This window comes from Phycisphaerae bacterium (assembly GCA_019636475.1).
Taxonomy (GTDB): Bacteria; Planctomycetota; Phycisphaerae; order UBA1845; family UTPLA1; genus JADJRI01.
On the sequence record JAHBXN010000015.1, the window covers coordinates 1 to 18095 of the forward strand.

Consider the following 18095-nt stretch of genomic DNA (forward strand, 5'->3'; position numbering starts at 1 on the left):
CGACGGGCGCCGCGAGGCGCCCTCCTACCCGATTGTTCATCGCGGATGTCACGTTCCAGGGATTCACGATTGATCGATTTGCTTTGGCAAAATATCCGGGCGGCGACCTGGGACCTCGGCCCACCGCCCACCGCCCACCGCCCACCGCCTGCGAACATGTGATTGTCCAATCTCTCCGAGTGTCCTCCCCAGCCCGATCTTTGGCAGATGGCTCGGCCGCCTTTATCATGCCCTCATGTCATTTGAACTCGGTTACAACACCAACGGCTTTGCGACGCATCGACTCGAAGATGCCATCAACGTGCTTTCAGAGCTTGGCTACGAATCGGTCGCCATCACCCTCGATTACCATGCTTTGAACCCCTATTCTCCCGACATAAATCAGCAGACCCAGGTCATCAGGCAGTTGTTGCAATCGCGGAACATGTGCTGCGTCATCGAAACCGGGTCGCGCTTCCTGCTCGACCCCTTCCGTAAGCATTGGCCGACGCTGATCACTGCCAATGAAGAGAATCGCAACCGGCGGCTGGATTTTCTTTACCGCGCGATCGAGATCGCCGCGGAGCTGGATGCCGAGGCGGTGAGTTTCTGGTCCGGTGCGGCCGACCCTCTTTTGTCGGTTGAGGATTCATGGAACCTGCTCGTTGACGGATGTGACGCGTTGCTCGCCAGAGCGGTTCAGCAGGACGTGTATCTCGCGTTTGAGCCGGAGCCCGGTATGTTCGTCGAGCGCATGGACCAGTTCGCCCGCCTCGCGGACGAGTTAAACCATCCGCGCTTCGGACTCACACTCGACGTAGGACATCTGCACTGCCTCAGCGACGGACTGCCCGCCAACCGAATCAGGGAGTTCGCTAACAGGCTGTTTAACGTCCACATCGAGGATATGCGCGTCGGCCGACACGAACACCTGCCGTTCGGCGAAGGCGAAATTCTCTTTGAACCGATCTTCACGGCCCTTCGTGAAACAAATTACGTCGGCACCATCAATGTCGAGCTCAGCCGCCACAGCCATGACGCCGTTGAGACGGCTCGATCCGCATTTGAGTTTCTCTCCAGATTGAATCGTTAGCGTGAATATCCCGCGTTATCCGTGGTCGATCGCCGGTGCGGCGACCTCACCGGACTTACGCAACATCTGACTTACACCGGTTTTGCCCTATGCCCACTCCATCGCTCATTCTCATCTCGATGCCTGGTCTGCGGCCGCGCGATCTCCAACACATGCCGCGACTCCGGCGAATGGCCGAAACCGGCGACTGCCGCGATTTTATTCCGTCTTTTCCGTGCGTGACTTCGCCCATTCAGGCAGCCATGGCAACGGGCAACCCCGCCTCATCGCACGGCATCATTGGCAACGGATTCTACCATCGCGAGAGGGACGCCGTTGAACTCTGGGTGGGCCGTAATGGGCTGGTTCAGGGCGGGCAAATCTGGGATGTTCTCGCGAGCAGAGGTGTCACTTCGGCGGCATGGCATCTCCAGAACATCAAGGACGCCGCGGCCACTTTCATCGTGACGCCGGAGCCCCGGCACCACGAGGACGGCCGCACCGAACTCTGGTGTTACTCCAAGCCCGATCATCTCTATGAGGACCTGCTGAGAGATCTCGGCCATTTCCCGCTGATGAATTACTGGGGACCGATGACGAGCATCAAATCATCGGAGTGGATCGTCAACGCGTCGCTCTGGTTAATTCAACGCGAGCGGCCGCAATTCAATGCCATCTACTTTCCCCATCTGGACTACGCGGCACAAAAATTCGGACCCGACCATCCCGCGGCTGCGGCGGCATGCCGCGAGGCCGACGAGCAAATCGGCCGGCTCGTCGATGGCCTCTCGGCGATCGGCCTGTCTGACGCGGCCTTTCTCGTTGTCGGTGAGTATGCCATTACCGATGTGTCGCGTGTCATCTATCCGAACCGCCTGCTTCGGGACGCGGGCATGGTCAAGGTGAATTCCCGTCCGGATGGCGAATACCTGGTCACGAGCGAAAGCCTCGCCTTTGCAGTCGTCGATCACCAGTTCGCGCATGTGTATGTGAAGGACCCCACCGACATCGATGCGGCCGCTGGCATTTTTGAGGGCATGGACGGCATTGCCCAGGTGCTCGTCGGCGCGGAGCGCGCAACGGTCGGCGTCAATCATCCTCGTAGCGGCGAAGTGGTTTTGATCTGCGAGCCCGACACATGGCTTGCCTATTACTGGTGGTTCGACTGCGATTTCGCCCCTCCTTTCGCCCGAACCGTCGATATCCACGCCAAACCCGGTTATGACCCGGTCGAATTGTTCATTGACATGCCCGCCCGCCAGACTCCGCTCGATGCGACACGGGTCATGGGCAGCCACGGCGCGCCCGCCGAGTCGCCGGAACAGTTCGGAGCGATCGTCGCGTCCTTCGCAGCCATGCTGCCGCTGGAAGGTCCCGTGCGAGATACCGACATACGCAGTATGATTGATCAGGCATTTCTCGGTTAGTTCGGCCGCGTGAACCTGAAATAAATAGCGGTTTCCTCATCCATCCGCTCGCGGACTGGAGTCTTTCATTGGTGCAAGGACGAACTCCGCCTACAATATCTTCTGTGCGCGACATTGCAGGCCCGCTGGATGCGGAGGTTTGAATGAACGGAACGGACATCGAAGTACGCGATCTAAAGAAGGTTTACTACAAGGATCGCATGGAAATTCCGGTCTTGGATGGACTTAACCTGACGATCGGCGCCGGCGAGTTCGTGGCGCTGATGGGTCCGAGCGGTTCCGGCAAATCAACACTCCTGCATCTGGTCGGCGGGTTGGATACCGTCACCGGCGGGAGTGTCCGCGTCGGTGCATCGCACCTGGAGAACATGAGCGAACGTGAAAGAACCGCTTGGCGCAGCCGGCACATCGGATTCATCTTTCAGATGTATCACCTGGTCCCCGTTCTGACGGCCGCGCAGAATGTCGAATTACCGCTGCTGCTTTTCAAGATGCCGTCGCACGAACGCAAGGAGCGTGTAGCCACCGCGCTCTCGATTGTCGGCTTGGGCGACCGTATGGATCACCGGCCGAACCAGCTTTCCGGTGGTCAGGAGCAGCGCGTCGCAATCGCGCGGGCGATCGTGACGGACCCCGATGCCATACTGGCGGATGAGCCCACCGGCGATCTGGATGCCAAAACATCGGAAGAGATTCTCGAACTTCTGAACCTCCTGAACATTGAGTTCAACAAGACGATTCTGATGGTCACGCACGACCCGCGTGCTGCCGGGCATGCAAGCCGGACCGTCCATCTGGAAAAAGGCGTTTTGGAGCGCGAAGAGTTTAACACCAATCGCCCGCATATCCGTTCAACGACTGCGGTCTAGTCTTTTTCCGAACCAGCATGACACAAGCACAGGCAATCCGCCGACCTTGGGCAATTCGCCGGGACTGAAGGCATGACTCTGACATACGTCCTGATGCAGAATCTACGCCGCAATCCGTTGCGAATCGGATTGACTGCCGTCGCGTTCGCCCTGCCGATGGCGATATTTGTCGCAGCCATCTCTCTTGTCGTGGCGATGGCGCAGGCCGCGGCCAGCATGGAGAAAGAGCTGCGTCTTGGCGTCCATCACAAGACCTCGCTTGTGAATGCTTTGCCGGAGGGCATGCGACGAAAAATCGAGGCGCTCGATCCTGACCGCCGACGATTGACCGCCGTCTGTGGCATGCGATGGTTCGGCGGCCGTGTGCCGAATACTCAGAACACGTTGACGAGTCTTGCGGCCGACGCGGACACCTTTCCGATCGTCTATTCAGACACGCACATGCAGCCCGCTGAAATTGACGAATGGAATCGAAACCGTCAGGCATGTGTGGTGGGCATGAGTCCCGCCGAGCAGTACGGCTGGAAAGTGGGAGATCGAATCACGCTTGAAAGCACGATACCACCCTACACGCAGCTTGAATTCAAAATTGTGAAGGTGCTTCAGAACAAGGAACGTGCCAATTTCTTTTGGTTCCGCCGCGATTTTCTGGTCGAATCCTGGAAGGCGCTCAACTACGACGATCCCCGGTGCAATATCTTCTGGGTCAAATGCAAATCGGCAGACGACATGCACTCCCTTCAAAAGGAGATCGATGCCCTCTTTGCCAACACGCCCGATGAAACCAAAAGCGAAGACGAAAACACCTTCGGCGCGAACTTTATCCAGGCCGCCGGAAACATCCCCGGACTCATGCAGGTCATGTCCATTGTCGTGGTCGTCGTCATTGCGATGGTTGCCGGCAATACGATGATGATGAGCTTCCGCGAGCGAACACGGGAGTTGGCCGTCTTCAAGGCGATCGGATTCCAATCCGGCCGGGTGTTCCGAATTGTGCTGGCCGAGAGCGTATTGCTCGCAGTCGGCGGCTCGCTGGTCGGAATTCTGCCCGTGACGCTCTATTTACTCTGGTATCCGATCAAGTTGCGGCAGGCTGGACCTGTCGGAATTCTGGAAGTGTCCTGGATCGCGGTGATCGGCTCGATGGTGATCGCCCTGCTTGTCGGCCTGCTTGCGGGCTTCTGGCCCGCCTTTCAGGCACTACGGCTTCGAACAACGGATGCCCTGCGCCGCGTTGCATGATCCCGGGGCGAGCCCAGAGCGTGAAGGAAATTACGAATGGCCCTGCCGGTCAATTACCATTGGAGAAACCTGTTTGTCCGAAAGGCGACGACCGTTCTCACCATCCTGGTCATCGCGGCGGTCGTCGGCGTCTTCACATGGATGCTCGGATTCCGATCCGCCGTGCAAGGCTCGCTCGATGTCGCTGGTGACCCGCAAAAAATCATCGTCCTGAAGAAGGGCGCGACGGCAGAGAGCAACAGCGCCATCACGATCGAGGATTTCAACAAACTGACGCAACTCTCCGCTGCCGAACGTCAATCCGCGACGGGCCAGGTCCTTCTCAGCCCGGAGATGATCGTTCAGGTGAACCTGCCTCGACTGCGCGACGGCGGCGCGACATTTGCCAACGTCGCCGTACGCGGCGTGACGGAAGATGCCTTCGCGGTCCATCCCAATGTTCGGCCATTGGGACCGCGATTCTCCACCGCCGAGCGCGAGGTTATCGTCGGACTGGCGGCGTCCAGGCTTTTTGGAGGTCTGAAGATTGGTGACGTCGTCAACCTCGGTTACGGCGGCGATCGCGGTTACAAAGTCGTCGGATATTTCTCGGCCGACGGCGGACCGATGGAGAGCGAGATCTGGGGATACCTGCCTTCTCTGATGAATGCCTACAATCGTACGATGTACTCGTCAGTGTCCCTGCGGCTCGCGACAGGCGCCGATGCAGATTCCGTAATCGCGACGATTGACGGTCCGTCGATTCAACTGGCGGGCAAGACCGAAAAGGACTACTGGGCGGAACAGACGACGCTCATGCAGTTTTACCTGTCGGTTGTCGGGGCGCTGGTAGGCGTCATGTCCATGGCAGCCGTCTTTGCCATCGCAAACACGATGTACTCCGTCGTGGCCGGTCGCACGCGGGAAATCGCGATGCTTCGAACGATCGGTTTCGCAGGACGACAGATTTTGACCGGCCTTGTCCTGGAATCCGTCATGATTGCAATCCTGGGCGGCGTGCTCGGCTGCCTCGGGTGTGCCGCCTGGCTGCAATTTGCCGGTAATACGAAGGATATGTTCGGAGCGACCACCTTCTCCTCGCTCGCATTTGAAATACATCTCACGCCGCTCATCGCGATCGGCGCAATGACGATGGTCACCGTCCTGGGCGTTCTCGGGGCGTTAATGCCCGGTTTACGAGCCGCCCGAATTGAGGTTCTTACCGCACTCCGAGAAGTTTGATTCCTTCAGTGGCAAGTGCCCGCTTCGGCACCCAAAATCCCATAGAGTGACAGTGAATCTTCGAATCATCTACCTCTATCGCAATCTTGCCCGAAACCCCCTTCGGACGGTTTTGACCTGCTTTGCGGTCGCACTCCCCATCGTCATCTACGTCATGTCGATGTCGGTTGTGGATGGAATCGGCCGTTTCCTTGACAACTCCACCCGGCAGCTTCGGCTGGCGGTCACTCAGAAAACCTCAATTGTGAATCCTCTGCCGGAGGGCTATCGAGCCAAGATCGAATCGCTCGATCCATCGAAGACGCGCATCACAGCGGCTTGCGGCCTGAGATACATTGGCGGTCAACGAAAAAACGATCCGACGCCGCTTTCGACGCTCGCCGTCGATCATGACGCGTTCGTCGCCGCTTTTCCCGAGCACAATCTGACACCCGAGGAAATCGAAGCATGGTACAAGGACAAACAGGCCATCATGATCGGGCGCGGAACGGCTGGCGACATGGGTTGGAAGGTCGGAGACCGCATTGTCATGCTGCCGTCGATTCCGCCATATCGCGAAATCGAGTTCAACGTCGTTTCGACGCTTCAAAATGCGACGGACATCGTAACCAACTGGTGTCGTCGAGATTACTTCGAGGAAATAGCCAAGCAGGAGGGCGCGTTTCCTGGACAGGTCACCTTCTTTTTCGTGAAGTGTGCAACGCAGGCCGATCTGGACTTCTATCGTCAGGAAATCGACCGCCTGTTCGCCGGGTCGCCGGACGAAACCAAGACCCAGGACGAAAAAACCTTCATGAACGAGTTCATCACTCAGCAGTTCGATTTACCGACCAACCTTTCTCTGCTGTCCGCGCTGACGGTGTTTGTCGCGGTCATGGCGGCAGCGAACACCATGAGCATGAACTTCCGCGACCGCATCAATGAGATGGCAACGTTGAAATCGCTGGGCTTCGGTGGCGGATTTGCATTTGCCTTGATCCAGACCGAGAGCCTGTTGCTCTGCGGGCTGGGCGGCCTGATCGGTACAGCCGGCCCTTTCCTGGCTTTTCGTTATACCGCGCTGAAAAACTGGTCTGTGCCCCTGATTCAATCACTTGAAGTCCGCAATTCCACCTGCATGAAGGGAATGGCGATTGCGCTGATCATCGGCGTCGTTGCCGCGATGTGGCCGGGCTGGCTCGCATTTCGAATGAAGGTGGTGTCGTCACTTCGCGATCTGGGATGACCCATGGTCCTGCCTGTCACATACAACTGGCGGAATCTCTTCGTGCGAAAGCTGAGCACCTTGCTCACGTTTGCCGTCGTCACCATCGTCGTCGGCGTCCTTGCAATCCTTCTTTCATTTGCCGAAGGCATCAAGGCTTCCCTGCGGGCCAGCGGTTCGAGCCGGAACATCCTGGTGTTGAAGACCGGCGCGACGGCCGAAAGCACGAGCATGATCAGTCCGGACGAGTCGAGCAGGCTTCTCCAGGTTCCGGGCATCGCCCGCGATCAGAGCGGCGCGCCGTTGATCAGCCGAGAGTTGTGCGTGCAGACTTCCATTCCGCGCCGCAACAGCGGGAACATGGCCAATGTGGCGGTACGCGGTGTCGAGCCGATCGCAAAACAGGTGCACGAGGAAATCCGGCTGACCCGGGGTCGGTGGTTTAATGAGAGCTCCCCGGAAATCATCGTCGGCAAAGCTGCGGCAGATCGATATGCCAACCTGGAAATAGGGGGAACGATCGAGCTCGGCCGAACATCGAGCACCAACTACACGATCGTCGGAATCTTCGAAGCCGCTGGCGGAGCGCTCGAAAGCGAGATTTGGGCGTCGCGAACCATGCTCGCTAACGCGTATGGGCGCTCATTTGTTTCGAGCGTTCTGCTGCACATGCAGGACGGCGCCGACATCCAGGCAGCAATTGATTACATCCGAGGACCCGCCGTTCGGCTCACGTCCAAAACTGAAACCGACTACTATGGCGACCTCTCCTCCAAATCGCTGGAAATCGTGACGCTGACGACCATCCTGATCACTCTGATGGCCGCAGGCGCAGTATTTGCCGTCGCAAACACGATGTACGCCGCGGTCGACGGCCGCCGCCGTGAAATTGCCATGCTTCGCACCATCGGCTTTACAAAGGCCGCAATACTCACCTCATTTGTCATCGAATCGCTGATGATTTGTCTCGTGGCATGCACATTTGGACTGCTCGCGGCTTCATTTATCAGCGGATCACGTCAGGATTTCTTATCGGACACCACCTGGACGGTCCTTGCCTATGAACTCCGGATCACGCCGACGATTGTCGTGTCCGCCTTATCTGTATCGATGCTCGTTGGAATCATCGGAGCCATCGCTCCGGCCGCGAAGGCGTCCAGAATCAGCATACTCGAGGCCCTGCGTAAAGCCTGATTTCCCGCTACAATCGTAACAGACCTATGTCGACTCAACCGGATATCCGCGCGCAGATTCGATCGCTCACCATCCCCAAGGAGCAACGACCTGCCGCGGGCAAACCCGAGCAGGCAGCGAAGACTCGATCATTCACCTGGCTCTACGTCATGCTTGCGGTCGCGGCTGCGGCTTTCGTGGTCTACCGCTATGTTCCGGTCGAGTTTGCGTCTTCGATCTTCTCCGGGTCTTCGACAGCCGCGTCTCCCGTTACATTCGTGACTGTCACAGAACGAGCGGCGGACGAGCCGATACCCGTCCACACTGCGTCGGGAAAAATCGTGTCCGACCGCAAGGTCAGCGTGACGACGAAGGTCTCCGGACAGATCACTGAACTTCTGTTCGAACAGGGCGACAAAATCGTCAAAGGGCAGGTGCTTGCTCGGATTGAGCGCGTGCTGCCGAAGGCCCGCCGCGATGAGGCGGCTGCAGCGCTGCAAAAATCGATGGCTGCTCTCGAGTTTCAGAAAGTCAACTTCGAGCGAGTGAAGAAGCTTCACGACAGCGAAAACGCGCCGGACATCGAGTTCGCCGAGGCTGTTCGCGCTCTCGACGAAGCCCAGGCACAGGTTAAACAGGACCAGGCGACTCTGGAATATGCCGAAAAAGTTTTGCGGGATTGCGAAGTCGTTGCCCCGATCAGCGGCGTGATTCTTGAGAGGAATGTCGAAGTCGGTGATTTCGTGGCGGCCGAGGGCGGCATCGGGGCGAACGCCAACGCGCAGTTCGGCACGATCGCGGATATGTCCGTTCTCCGGGTCGAAGTCGATATCAGCGAACTCGACATCTCGCGGATCAGCCGAAACATGCGATGCCGCATCACACCGGACGCCTACAAGAATCGCCGCTTCGACGGCTATGTTATGTGGATCGATCCGGGCGCGAATTACTCCAAGGCGACGGTTCAGGTCAAGGTGCGAATTGAGAATCCCGACGATTCGCTGCGTGTCGAAGGCGTGGCACAGGTTGTGTTTTACTCTGATGAAACAAACTCCGGCGGCAGCGGCACGGGAAGAATCTGGATTCCGTCCACAGCCTGCGCGAGTTCCAATGACGGCAAATCCGGACGCGTCTTTGTCTTGATCGATGGACATCTGAAAGCCACGGCCGTGACACTCGGCGCATCGGCCCCAGGCCAGGTCGAGATCCTGAGCGGATTGGCGGCCGGGCAAAACATCGCGGCCTCAGACGTCGAGAAACTCAGCGACGGGCAGCGAATCAAAAATTAGCCCGGCTTACCCCCGCCGCCGGCATCCAGCGAGTTGAAAACCACCGGGTCGCCGACTGTCACGGGCGGTCCGCGGAAAAACATCAAAGCACGAGGAAAGTCGAAGTGCCCGGGAGCGCACACTCCGCGCATTAACCCTGTGGAAAATGAAACCGCCCATCTTCCGGCAGGAAGACAGGCGGGTCTGATTAAAGTCACTTGAACCGGCTCGCGTCGAATTGCCGCCCACGCGCCTTGCGGGAGCAGCGGACAGCAGATGCCGGAAGCCGGCCCGCTTCGGATTCTCGCAGGCATACCATCGGCCTGCAAAGAGAATCAGCCGGCGACCTCCTTGGCAACCTTCAGCACGGCCTCATAGTTCGGATGCTCGGCGACCTCTTTCACGTACTCAGCATACTTGATCTTGTCATCCGAGCCGACAACAAAAGCTGCTCGGCAGTTGATGCGATGTTCGGGAATCAACGTGCCGTACTTCCTTCCGAAGTCCGCGTGCTTGGCATCGCTCAGGACCTTGAATTTCGTTGTATCGATGCCTTCGGCGCCGCAGAATCGAGCCATCGCCACGGGCAGGTCGAAGCTGATCGTATAGAATTCAACATTCGGAAGGTGTGCGATTTCCTTGTAAAAGCGACGGGTCTGTTCGGCACAGACCGGCGTATCGAGCGACGGCACCACGCTGTAAATCCGAGTCTTGCCTTTGCCCTCTGAGAGCTTCCAATCGGTCACCAGATTGCTGCGAACGACGGCATCGGGCGCGATATCGCCGACTTTCAGTTCCGGACCTTCGAGTGACAGTGGGTTGCCTTTGAGCGTACAGGTTCTGCTCATGTTCCGTTCTCCGTTCTGCTGATCAGGTGTTGGATTCTTCGTACGGATCTCGCGATGTAACGCGGGGAATCGTAGTTGCATCAGAAGAGATGGTCAATGGTTTCGATGCGCCGAACGCCGCGATCGGCCTTCAGGGTGCTGCGTTTTGACTTGCGGGCGTCGGATTACTAGAATCCCGCCCGAAACATGCGAATTCACGCAGGCGATGGCGCCTGCCGGAGTCTGACAGAATAGCAGGAGTTACTGCCATGGCCGGCCAGAATACGCTTACATTCAGCGACAGCAATTTTGAGCAGGAAGTTCTCCAATCCTCAACGCCGGTCCTTGTGGATTTCTGGGCCGAGTGGTGCATGCCCTGCCGGGCGCTGGGACCCGTCATCGACGAGATCGCCAATGACTACGCCGGAAAGGTGAAAGTCGGCAAGCTGGACACCGACAGCAATCAGGAAACATCCGCTAAATTCGGAATACAGAGCATACCCACCGTACTGGTCTTCAGGAATGGTGAAATCGTCAAGCGATTCAGCGGACTTCGCCCCAAGAAAGACCTCGCTGCCGCGCTCGATGCAATCATCTGATACCGTAGCGCCAACCACCTGCAACAGGTTGAGAAATCTCACGTGAAGACTGAGAGGCTATTCCAGTCCCGCGTGATAGCGCGTTCCGAGTTGAATGATCCGGGTCAGGAGTGACTCATAATCGACACCGGCCATCAGCGCCGATTCCGCGAATTCCTCATCAATCGCGATCTGCGGATTAGGATTTGACTCGATGACATACACCCGCCCGTCCGCGGTCATGCGCAGATCGATTCGCGCATAGCCGCTCTGGTTCAGCACGCGATAGGCTCGCTTGCATAGATGGATGATCCGCTTTACGTCGGACTCCGTGAGATTCTCAGCCGCCCCCGTCTTCAGGCCGATTCGCTGCTGATAATTCGTGTCCCATTTGATCTTGCTGGTCGCGATATTGGCGGCTCCGTCCGGCAATTTCTCGAAGATCATCTCCCAGATGGGAAACGCCTCGATTCGCTGATTTCCCAGTAGCGCCACGTACAGCTCTCGTCCCTCAACATACTCTTCAATGATGGCGTCATTGGAGAGTTCATGATGAATGAAAGCGATCCGCTCGTTGAGCTTCTCGTCGTCATGCACGACCGACGCCTGCGCAATTCCCACCGAGCCGTGAGCCGTCGCGGATTTGACGATCAGCGGAAACTGCATTCGCGCAGGCCGCCTTGTCTTCTTCAGGTACGGAACCACGTAAAAGTCCGGCACGAGGATGCGATGATGCCTCAGAATCTTCCGTTGCAGCGCCTTGCTCGTGGCAAACAGAAGGCCGCGAGGATTGCAACCCGTATACGGCTGGCGGATTAATTCGAGATAGCCCAGCACATAGGGCACGTAAAAGTCCAGCCCGCGAAATTCCTCGAGCAGATTGAAAACGACATGTGGTTTACGGATGCTGATCGCCTCGCGGATGACATTCAGCTCGCTCGCGACTACCAAAGGCTCCGCATCGTGCCCCAGGCGTTTCAGCGCCTGCAGGACATGGTACTCCGTCTTGCAGGACATCATCTCCTGCTCGCTCAGGCCCGCGTCGCTCTTCGGCGGAACGCAGCCGGCCTGCATCATGACCGAAATGCGGAGCTTCTTGGGCATACACAAACGACTGGAAACCGCGATCGCGCCTACAGCATCATGCGATGCCGTCCGTCATGTATGTAATTCATCGTCTTAACCGTCAGCAAAACCGTAGCTTCAATCTCCGTGTGAGGTTGCGTGCGTGTGAGTCGAAGATTCAGCTTGCGACATCGATCTATCATCTGCTTCAGAACCTGATCAATCGTGTATTGATAGGCATCTGTCCATCGCGCCACAATGCGTCGTGTCTGGCGGCGCATCCGCTGCAGGAAACGCGCAGCCGACTCATTTGAGGCGTACTCCGGCGAATCTGAAAACAGCTTTCGCAGGTCACGATCGAAGAAATCCGGCAAATCAGTGCCATAGCGGCGGCGCTTCGCATCGTAATGAGCCTGCAATGTGAGTGTCAGCTTCTCCACTGGTTCGGTTCGTCTTCGAGACCGAACCGTCGGTGGCTGTCCGGCCAGTTCCTTCATCAAGGCATCGACATATCGCAGCTTCTTCAGCGCCGGCCAGTTGCAGTATTTGCGCTCCCAGTCCATTCCCGGCGTCAACCACACGGCGAACGTCTCCGCAAAATCCTCCGCCGGATGGCTCTGGGCGTACCAGTCCTCGATATGAAATACATAGCGGCGGCTGTGCGGCTTCGGCTGGTAGAACTCGGGATAGCTCTTCGACCACGAGCCGAAAACCTTGCGATAATCCCGACGCTTATGAAGCCGATACCCGTTATCGATCGCGTGGCCGACCTCATGCCGGATGATCTTCAGGCACGACTCGGCTGATTCCCCTTCGGCCAGCAACATGATCTTGCGTTCCAGTTCCGTCAGTCGCGGATGCGCCAGATAAAACGGTACCGCGATGCCCGGAACGCCATCAGGGGTGAACCATTCCGTTGATAGCCAGAAATGCGGCCGGAACTTCAGCCCCCGGCTCCGGAGTTCCGTGAGCACCTGCCTGATATGCCCCTCCACCGGAGTCCCACTCAGTGAAAGCCCCAGATCGCAGAGCCGCATCGCCATCAGCGACTCGTCGGCGAACTCAGCCCACGAATTCTGCGCTGCCGGTTGGTTCTCTTCGATCGGATCGGGCATCAATACGCCACCCAAAATGGGATCATCGCTCCTCACTCATCGATGCTAACGAATTGTGCCGTATTCGTCACCTTGAGCGGGCGGACGAGATACCACCCCTATCGCCTCCCCCACTGTCGCCCGGACCGTGCTTTCATTAGAATCGGACCCAATACAATCGGAGGAGATGTCTGCCCATGGCCACCATGCCCCAATTCGCCCCCACCCGCCTCGAACGCGAGGATGTCGGCGGAGACCTGTGGACCCTCAACTTCGGTCCTCAGCACCCGGCGACCCACACGACCCTGCGCCTCGTGCTCGAGCTCGACGGCGAATCGGTCGTCGCCTGCACGCCGCACATCGGCTATTTGCACAGCGGTTTTGAGAAGCTGGGCGAGCATCTCGACTACAACCAGTACGTCGTCGTGACCGATCGTATGAACTACATCAGCCCCATGGCCAACAACATCGCATGGCACACTGCCTGCGAAAAACTCTTCGGCATCGAACTCACACCGCGATGCAAGGTCCTACGCACCATCATCGCAGAGCTGGCGCGACTCCAGGATCACCTGCTCTGCCTCGGAACGGCCGGGCTCGACCTTGGCGCGTTCACCAGCTTCCTCTACACGTTCAACGAGCGTGAATACATCTACGACCTGTTTGAGGAAATCTGCGGCGCGCGATTCACGACGAGCTATACGCGCGTCGGCGGCCTGATGCAGGACATTCCCGATGAGTGGCCTGACCATGTGAACGCCTTTCTCAAGCGTCTGCCCAACGCCATCAACGATTTCGAATCGCTTCTCACACGCAACCGGATCTTCGTCGAACGCACCAAAGGGATCGGCGTCATTACCCGGGAGCAGGCGATCGCATGGAGTTGGACCGGCCCCTTGGCGCGAAGCGCCGGCGTCCAGCGCGATCTGCGAAAAGACGAACCCTACCTCTGCTACGCCGACAACTGGGACGGCAAAGGCTCCAGCGGCGTCGAGTTCAAGGTACCGATCGCAACCGGTGGCGACGTCTACGCTCGCTATCTCGTCCGACTTGAGGAGATGCAGCAATCACTGCACATCCTCAGACAGTTGATTGATAACATTCCGAGCGGGCCGGTCAATGTCCTCCCCGATGTGAAATCAACACTGCCGGACAAACGCGAGGTATATTTCTCCATCGAAGGACTCATCCACCATTTCGAAAAGATCATGTGGAACCGGGGATTCGAGCCGCCCGTCGGCGAGGCCTACGGTGCCAACGAGACCGCAAACGGCGAGCTCGGATTCTATCTCGTCTCTGACGGTGGCAACCGCCCCTATCGCGCCCGTTGCAGACCCCCGAGCTACATTAACTACTCCGTGTTCGAACACCTCGTCATCGGCCATTCGATAAGCGATGTCGTCGCGGTCCTGGGCAGCCTGAACATCATTGCAGCAGAGCTTGATCGGTGATCTTCGGACCCGCGCTCTACGAATGTCAGACATCTCTCCCGGGTGATCCGGCCTGACGACGCAAACGTCATCTGATCAAATTCGCCCGAGTCGCCGCTACGTGCCGGGCTTCGATTGCCTATCGAATGCAGAACACGAAATGATCTCCCAATGACCCTCCTGCTCCGCAATCTGACGCTCAGCCTCGACGATGACGATTCGATGTTGCGCGACCGCGCAGCCCGCCGGCTCCGCATCGCGCCCGATGCCATCCGGGAATTCGTCATCGTTCGACGTTCCATCGACGCGCGCCGGAAGGATCGCATTCAATTCGTTTACAACGTGGAACTGGCGCTCGCCGGCGGCCCGAGAGACGAATCCCGCGTCCTGAAGCGACTTCACCGCACCGATGTCGCCCCCGTGCATACCGCGATTCCGCGACCACTTCAGCACGGTCGAGATCCGATTGCGGACCGTCCGATCGTCGTTGGCTTCGGACCGGCCGGCATGTTCGCCGCCTTATGGCTCGCCCGCCACGGCTACCGCCCGATCGTCATCGATCGCGGCCAGCCCGTGAAGACGCGACACCGCGACATCCTCCAGCGATTCTATCGCCTTCATGAGTTCGATCCCGAAAGCAACCTTCTCTACGGCGAAGGAGGAGCTGGAGCCTACAGCGACGGGAAGCTCTACACGCGCGTCAACGATCCTCACATGCGCGACATCCTTCAGGTGTTTGTCGATCACGGCGCGCCGCACGACATACTGGTCGACAGCCGTCCCCATCTTGGCAGCGATCGCATCCCCACGTTGTGCGCCCGCATTCGCGCCACCATCATCGCACACGGCGGCGAGGTCCGATTCGGAACCCGTCTCGACCGGATCGAAATCGTCGACGGAGCAATCAAGTCGATCCGATTGTCCTGCACGACGCCCGGCGCCAGTCCACCCGAAACCCTAAGGCCCGGTGCGCTGCTTCTGGGCCTGGGACATTCCGCCCGCGACACCATCCGGATGCTCGTCGCGTGCGGCGTACAGGTCGTCGCCAAGCCGTTTCAATTGGGAGTTCGGGTCGAGCATCCTCAGTCACTCGTGAATCGGTGGCAGTACGGCCCGTCATGCGGTCATCACAGACTACCCCCGGCTGAATACCATCTCGTTGCCAAGGGTGCTGCCGCCGAGTTGGGCGACGTGTACAGTTTCTGCATGTGCCCCGGCGGTCTCATATTGCCCACCAATGAGAGTCCCGGGCTGATCGCAACCAATGGCGCAAGCGGCGTGCGTCGAAATCAGCCCTTCGCGAACAGCGGAATCGTAATGACCGTACCAATCCAGGCCATTCAAAATGACCCAATTCGAGGGTTGGAGTTCGTCGAACACTGGGAGCGCACGGCGTTTGAACTGACTGGGCGCTCATATCGGGTACCGTGCCAGCGGGCAGCCGACTTTGTAGCCGGGCGAAAATCCGAGGGCCGGCCGCCGGAAACCAGCTATCCACTTGGCGGCGCATGGACTTCAATGAACGAGATTTTGCCGAACGATGTCGTGCAGTCCGTTCGACGCGCGCTGGCCGACCTCGACGCACGATTGCCCGGCTTCGCCGGCGATGAGGGACTCGTCACCGGTCCCGAATCCAGGGCCAGCGCCCCGGTCCGAATCCCACGCAACCCGGACACCCGCGAAAGCGTCTCCACTCAGGGACTGTTTCCCATCGGAGAAGGCGCGGGCTATGCCGGCGGCATCATGTCTGCCGCGGCCGACGGCGTGGCGACAGCCGAAACTCTGATCCGACGATTTGCACCGCCGATATAACGACAAGCCGCCAACGAATTTCTTGAATGCTCCGCGCCTTCGCATCGACCGGCGAATCTCGGTCTGCTACAACGGGCCGGGGCGAGTCACGAGAACCGATCGGGCGGTAATCGGAGTTCAAAAAATGGGATCAGAATCAACAACATTCGTTGCCCGCAACGCCACGATCGAAGACGCCCGAATGCGAGCGGATTCGGTCCTGCGCGACTGGCGCGGCCGTGGAAAAATCGCCGTCTTCGCTGCCGGTGCCCACACGGCCAAGATTCTGCCGATCCTCGAAGCATATGCCGATCGCATCGCGGGCATGATAGACGATTCGCCGCTTCAATGGGGGCGTCGTGTCGGGCCTTGGAACGTTGAGCCCGCATCAAAAGTAATTGACGGCTCGGTATCGGGAATCCTCATCTCTTCGGATGCGCAACAGGAAGCGCTGGCCGCTCGTGCCCGCGCTGAATTCGGCCGCGACTGCGCGATCCTAACGCTCTACCCGCCGAAAGACGCGGATCCCGGCGCGCCGCATCTTCCGTTTACCGGAGAACGTGTCACCGCAGAGGCACTGGAACAGGTCGAGATCGGCCATCGGGTCCGATACTATTGGGCCTTGCAGCATCTGGGACGCGACGAAAAAGTCCTCGACGCCGCCTGCGGCAACGGCTACGGTTCGAAAATCCTGGCGGACGGTGGGTGTCACGTCCTGGCAATCGATATCGCGGAAGATGCGATTGCGTTCGCTCGCCACTACTACGGGCACGAGCGAATCGACCATATCTGTGCATCCATCGACGACGCCGCCACAAGTGACCTCGTTGCAGGACACGGACCATTCGACAGCGTGATCTCATTTGAAACCATCGAGCATCTGCACGATCCGAGCCGTTTTCTGCATGCAGTGTTCAGTGCCTTGAAACCCGGCGGTTGTCTGTATTGCTCGACACCCAATGGAGATCACATTCCCGTCGAGGATTCAAAATTTCACGTGAAACACCACACATGGCGTGAAATGCGCGCGCTCCTGAATTCCATCGGATTCATTGCTTTCGAATGGTTCGGCCAGGAAGGATTGCAGATTCTGCGTGGTCGCGCAACGGAGCGGCAGCGTTATTGCCTCTATCACGCGCGCAAGCCTTGAGCGGCTCCACTAGTCGACATGCGCGAGCAGTTCCCGCGTCAGCGGATGGGTGGATGTCTCAAAAACCTGGCGCGGCGGCCCGGACTCGACGATCTCGCCTTGGACGAAAACGTGTACGCTGTGTGCTGTCTTGTTGACAAAGCCCATTGCGTGGCTCACGACCAGCATCGTCTGCCCTTCATTCGCAAGATCAGCAATGACCGAAAGAACCTCAGCCGTCATCTTCGGATCGAGCGCGCTGGTGGGCTCGTCGAAGAGAATGACCTCCGGTTCATTCGCAAGGGTCCGCGCGATCGCCACGCGCTGCTGCTGCCCACCGGAAAGAGTTCCCGGTCGCCGATCCAGAAAGTCCGACAACCCGACACGATCCAACAGTTTCTCCGCGCGCGCCGCCGCCTCCTCGCGAGCCATGCCAAGCACATGTAACGGGCCCGTCATGACGTTTTGCAGTACGGTCATGTGCGGAAACAGGTTAAATTGCTGAAACACCATGCCGACGCGGCGACGAAGCCGAAGCATCCCTTTGCTCGATGCGGGATGCCGTCCGGAAGGCACGCCTGCATCGGCGACGTGAATCGTCCCGGCATCAAAGGACTCCAGTCCGTTCAGGCATCTCAGTAGCGTGCTCTTTCCGCTGCCCGATGCACCGATCAGTGCCGCCACCTCGCCGCGCTCCACACGCATTGATACGCCGCGAAGTATTTC

Annotated in this window: 16 protein-coding genes; 12 read left to right on the top strand and 4 right to left on the bottom strand. The window is 58.5% G+C overall.

All coding sequences use genetic code 11. From position 1 onward, the window contains the following. Window positions 1–235 precede the first annotated feature (235 nt). The 8 genes from KF841_16430 to KF841_16465 all read left to right on the top strand — a co-directional run bounded on the left by KF841_16430 (window position 236) and on the right by KF841_16465 (window position 9476). Window positions 236–1072 carry a sugar phosphate isomerase/epimerase gene (locus KF841_16430; protein MBX3396943.1) on the top strand — a complete coding sequence of 279 codons (837 nt, stop codon included), beginning with the start codon at window positions 236–238 and terminating at the stop codon, window positions 1070–1072. A gap of 89 nt (window positions 1073–1161) precedes the next feature. Continuing rightward, the gene (locus KF841_16435) at window positions 1162–2478 is read left to right on the top strand and encodes an alkaline phosphatase family protein (GenBank protein ID MBX3396944.1); all 1317 of its coding nucleotides are present in this window, start codon (window positions 1162–1164) and stop codon (window positions 2476–2478) included. 143 nt (window positions 2479–2621) lie between these two features. Beyond that, entirely contained in the window at window positions 2622–3347 is a 726-nt protein-coding gene (locus KF841_16440; GenBank protein MBX3396945.1) for an ABC transporter ATP-binding protein, read from the top strand. A 72-nt stretch (window positions 3348–3419) separates the two neighbouring features. Further along, window positions 3420–4589 (top strand): ABC transporter permease, encoded by a 1170-nt coding sequence (locus KF841_16445; protein ID MBX3396946.1) that lies wholly within the window; start codon window positions 3420–3422, stop codon window positions 4587–4589. A 36-nt stretch (window positions 4590–4625) separates the two neighbouring features. Further along, entirely contained in the window at window positions 4626–5810 is a 1185-nt protein-coding gene (locus KF841_16450) for an ABC transporter permease (protein ID MBX3396947.1), read from the top strand. 52 nt (window positions 5811–5862) lie between these two features. Then, entirely contained in the window at window positions 5863–7035 is a 1173-nt protein-coding gene (locus tag KF841_16455) for an ABC transporter permease (GenBank protein MBX3396948.1), read from the top strand. Between the two features lie 3 nt (window positions 7036–7038). Continuing rightward, window positions 7039–8208 carry an ABC transporter permease gene (locus tag KF841_16460; GenBank protein MBX3396949.1) on the top strand — a complete coding sequence of 390 codons (1170 nt, stop codon included), beginning with the start codon at window positions 7039–7041 and terminating at the stop codon, window positions 8206–8208. A gap of 26 nt (window positions 8209–8234) precedes the next feature. Next, on the top strand, window positions 8235–9476 hold the full coding sequence (locus KF841_16465) for an efflux RND transporter periplasmic adaptor subunit (protein MBX3396950.1): 1242 nt from the start codon (window positions 8235–8237) through the stop codon (window positions 9474–9476). Window positions 9477–9790: 314 nt separating this feature from the next. On the opposite strand, the gene tpx is transcribed toward KF841_16465, so the two are convergent. After that, a complete protein-coding gene (gene tpx / locus KF841_16470; protein ID MBX3396951.1) occupies window positions 9791–10303 on the bottom strand; it encodes a thiol peroxidase in 513 nt (170 codons plus the stop codon). A 248-nt stretch (window positions 10304–10551) separates the two neighbouring features. On the opposite strand from tpx, the gene trxA reads away from it, so the two are divergent. Further along, window positions 10552–10881 (top strand): thioredoxin, encoded by a 330-nt coding sequence (gene trxA / locus KF841_16475; protein ID MBX3396952.1) that lies wholly within the window; start codon window positions 10552–10554, stop codon window positions 10879–10881. Between the two features lie 57 nt (window positions 10882–10938). On the opposite strand, the gene KF841_16480 is transcribed toward trxA, so the two are convergent. Further along, window positions 10939–11934, bottom strand: coding sequence for an ATP-grasp domain-containing protein (locus tag KF841_16480; GenBank protein MBX3396953.1), 996 nt, complete (start codon window positions 11932–11934; stop codon window positions 10939–10941). A gap of 59 nt (window positions 11935–11993) precedes the next feature. Continuing rightward, window positions 11994–13040 (bottom strand): putative zinc-binding metallopeptidase, encoded by a 1047-nt coding sequence (locus tag KF841_16485; GenBank protein ID MBX3396954.1) that lies wholly within the window; start codon window positions 13038–13040, stop codon window positions 11994–11996. Between the two features lie 176 nt (window positions 13041–13216). On the opposite strand from KF841_16485, the gene KF841_16490 reads away from it, so the two are divergent. The 3 genes from KF841_16490 (at window position 13217) to KF841_16500 (ending at window position 17390) form a co-directional block, all read left to right on the top strand. Next, window positions 13217–14470, top strand: a complete 1254-nt coding sequence (locus tag KF841_16490) for an NADH-quinone oxidoreductase subunit D (GenBank protein MBX3396955.1) — start codon at window positions 13217–13219, stop codon at window positions 14468–14470. A gap of 150 nt (window positions 14471–14620) precedes the next feature. Then, complete coding sequence (locus KF841_16495; GenBank protein MBX3396956.1) at window positions 14621–16261, top strand: FAD-dependent oxidoreductase; 1641 nt, start codon at window positions 14621–14623, stop codon at window positions 16259–16261. A gap of 124 nt (window positions 16262–16385) precedes the next feature. Continuing rightward, window positions 16386–17390 carry a class I SAM-dependent methyltransferase gene (locus KF841_16500; GenBank protein ID MBX3396957.1) on the top strand — a complete coding sequence of 335 codons (1005 nt, stop codon included), beginning with the start codon at window positions 16386–16388 and terminating at the stop codon, window positions 17388–17390. Window positions 17391–17399: 9 nt separating this feature from the next. On the opposite strand, the gene KF841_16505 is transcribed toward KF841_16500, so the two are convergent. Beyond that, window positions 17400–18074, bottom strand: a complete 675-nt coding sequence (locus KF841_16505) for an amino acid ABC transporter ATP-binding protein (protein ID MBX3396958.1) — start codon at window positions 18072–18074, stop codon at window positions 17400–17402. Window positions 18075–18095 lie beyond the last annotated feature (21 nt).

Coding starts and splice junctions, on each gene's coding strand:
- KF841_16430 (MBX3396943.1), top strand. CDS start 236: ATGTCATTTGAACTCGGTTACAACACCAACGGCTTTGCGACGCATCGA.
- KF841_16435 (MBX3396944.1), top strand. CDS start 1,162: ATGCCCACTCCATCGCTCATTCTCATCTCGATGCCTGGTCTGCGGCCG.
- KF841_16440 (MBX3396945.1), top strand. CDS start 2,622: ATGAACGGAACGGACATCGAAGTACGCGATCTAAAGAAGGTTTACTAC.
- KF841_16445 (MBX3396946.1), top strand. CDS start 3,420: ATGACTCTGACATACGTCCTGATGCAGAATCTACGCCGCAATCCGTTG.
- KF841_16450 (MBX3396947.1), top strand. CDS start 4,626: ATGGCCCTGCCGGTCAATTACCATTGGAGAAACCTGTTTGTCCGAAAG.
- KF841_16460 (MBX3396949.1), top strand. CDS start 7,039: ATGGTCCTGCCTGTCACATACAACTGGCGGAATCTCTTCGTGCGAAAG.
- KF841_16465 (MBX3396950.1), top strand. CDS start 8,235: ATGTCGACTCAACCGGATATCCGCGCGCAGATTCGATCGCTCACCATC.
- tpx (MBX3396951.1), bottom strand. CDS start 10,303: ATGAGCAGAACCTGTACGCTCAAAGGCAACCCACTGTCACTCGAAGGT.
- trxA (MBX3396952.1), top strand. CDS start 10,552: ATGGCCGGCCAGAATACGCTTACATTCAGCGACAGCAATTTTGAGCAG.
- KF841_16480 (MBX3396953.1), bottom strand. CDS start 11,934: ATGCAGGCCGGCTGCGTTCCGCCGAAGAGCGACGCGGGCCTGAGCGAG.
- KF841_16485 (MBX3396954.1), bottom strand. CDS start 13,040: ATGCCCGATCCGATCGAAGAGAACCAACCGGCAGCGCAGAATTCGTGG.
- KF841_16490 (MBX3396955.1), top strand. CDS start 13,217: ATGGCCACCATGCCCCAATTCGCCCCCACCCGCCTCGAACGCGAGGAT.
- KF841_16495 (MBX3396956.1), top strand. CDS start 14,621: ATGACCCTCCTGCTCCGCAATCTGACGCTCAGCCTCGACGATGACGAT.
- KF841_16500 (MBX3396957.1), top strand. CDS start 16,386: ATGGGATCAGAATCAACAACATTCGTTGCCCGCAACGCCACGATCGAA.
- KF841_16505 (MBX3396958.1), bottom strand. CDS start 18,074: ATGCGTGTGGAGCGCGGCGAGGTGGCGGCACTGATCGGTGCATCGGGC.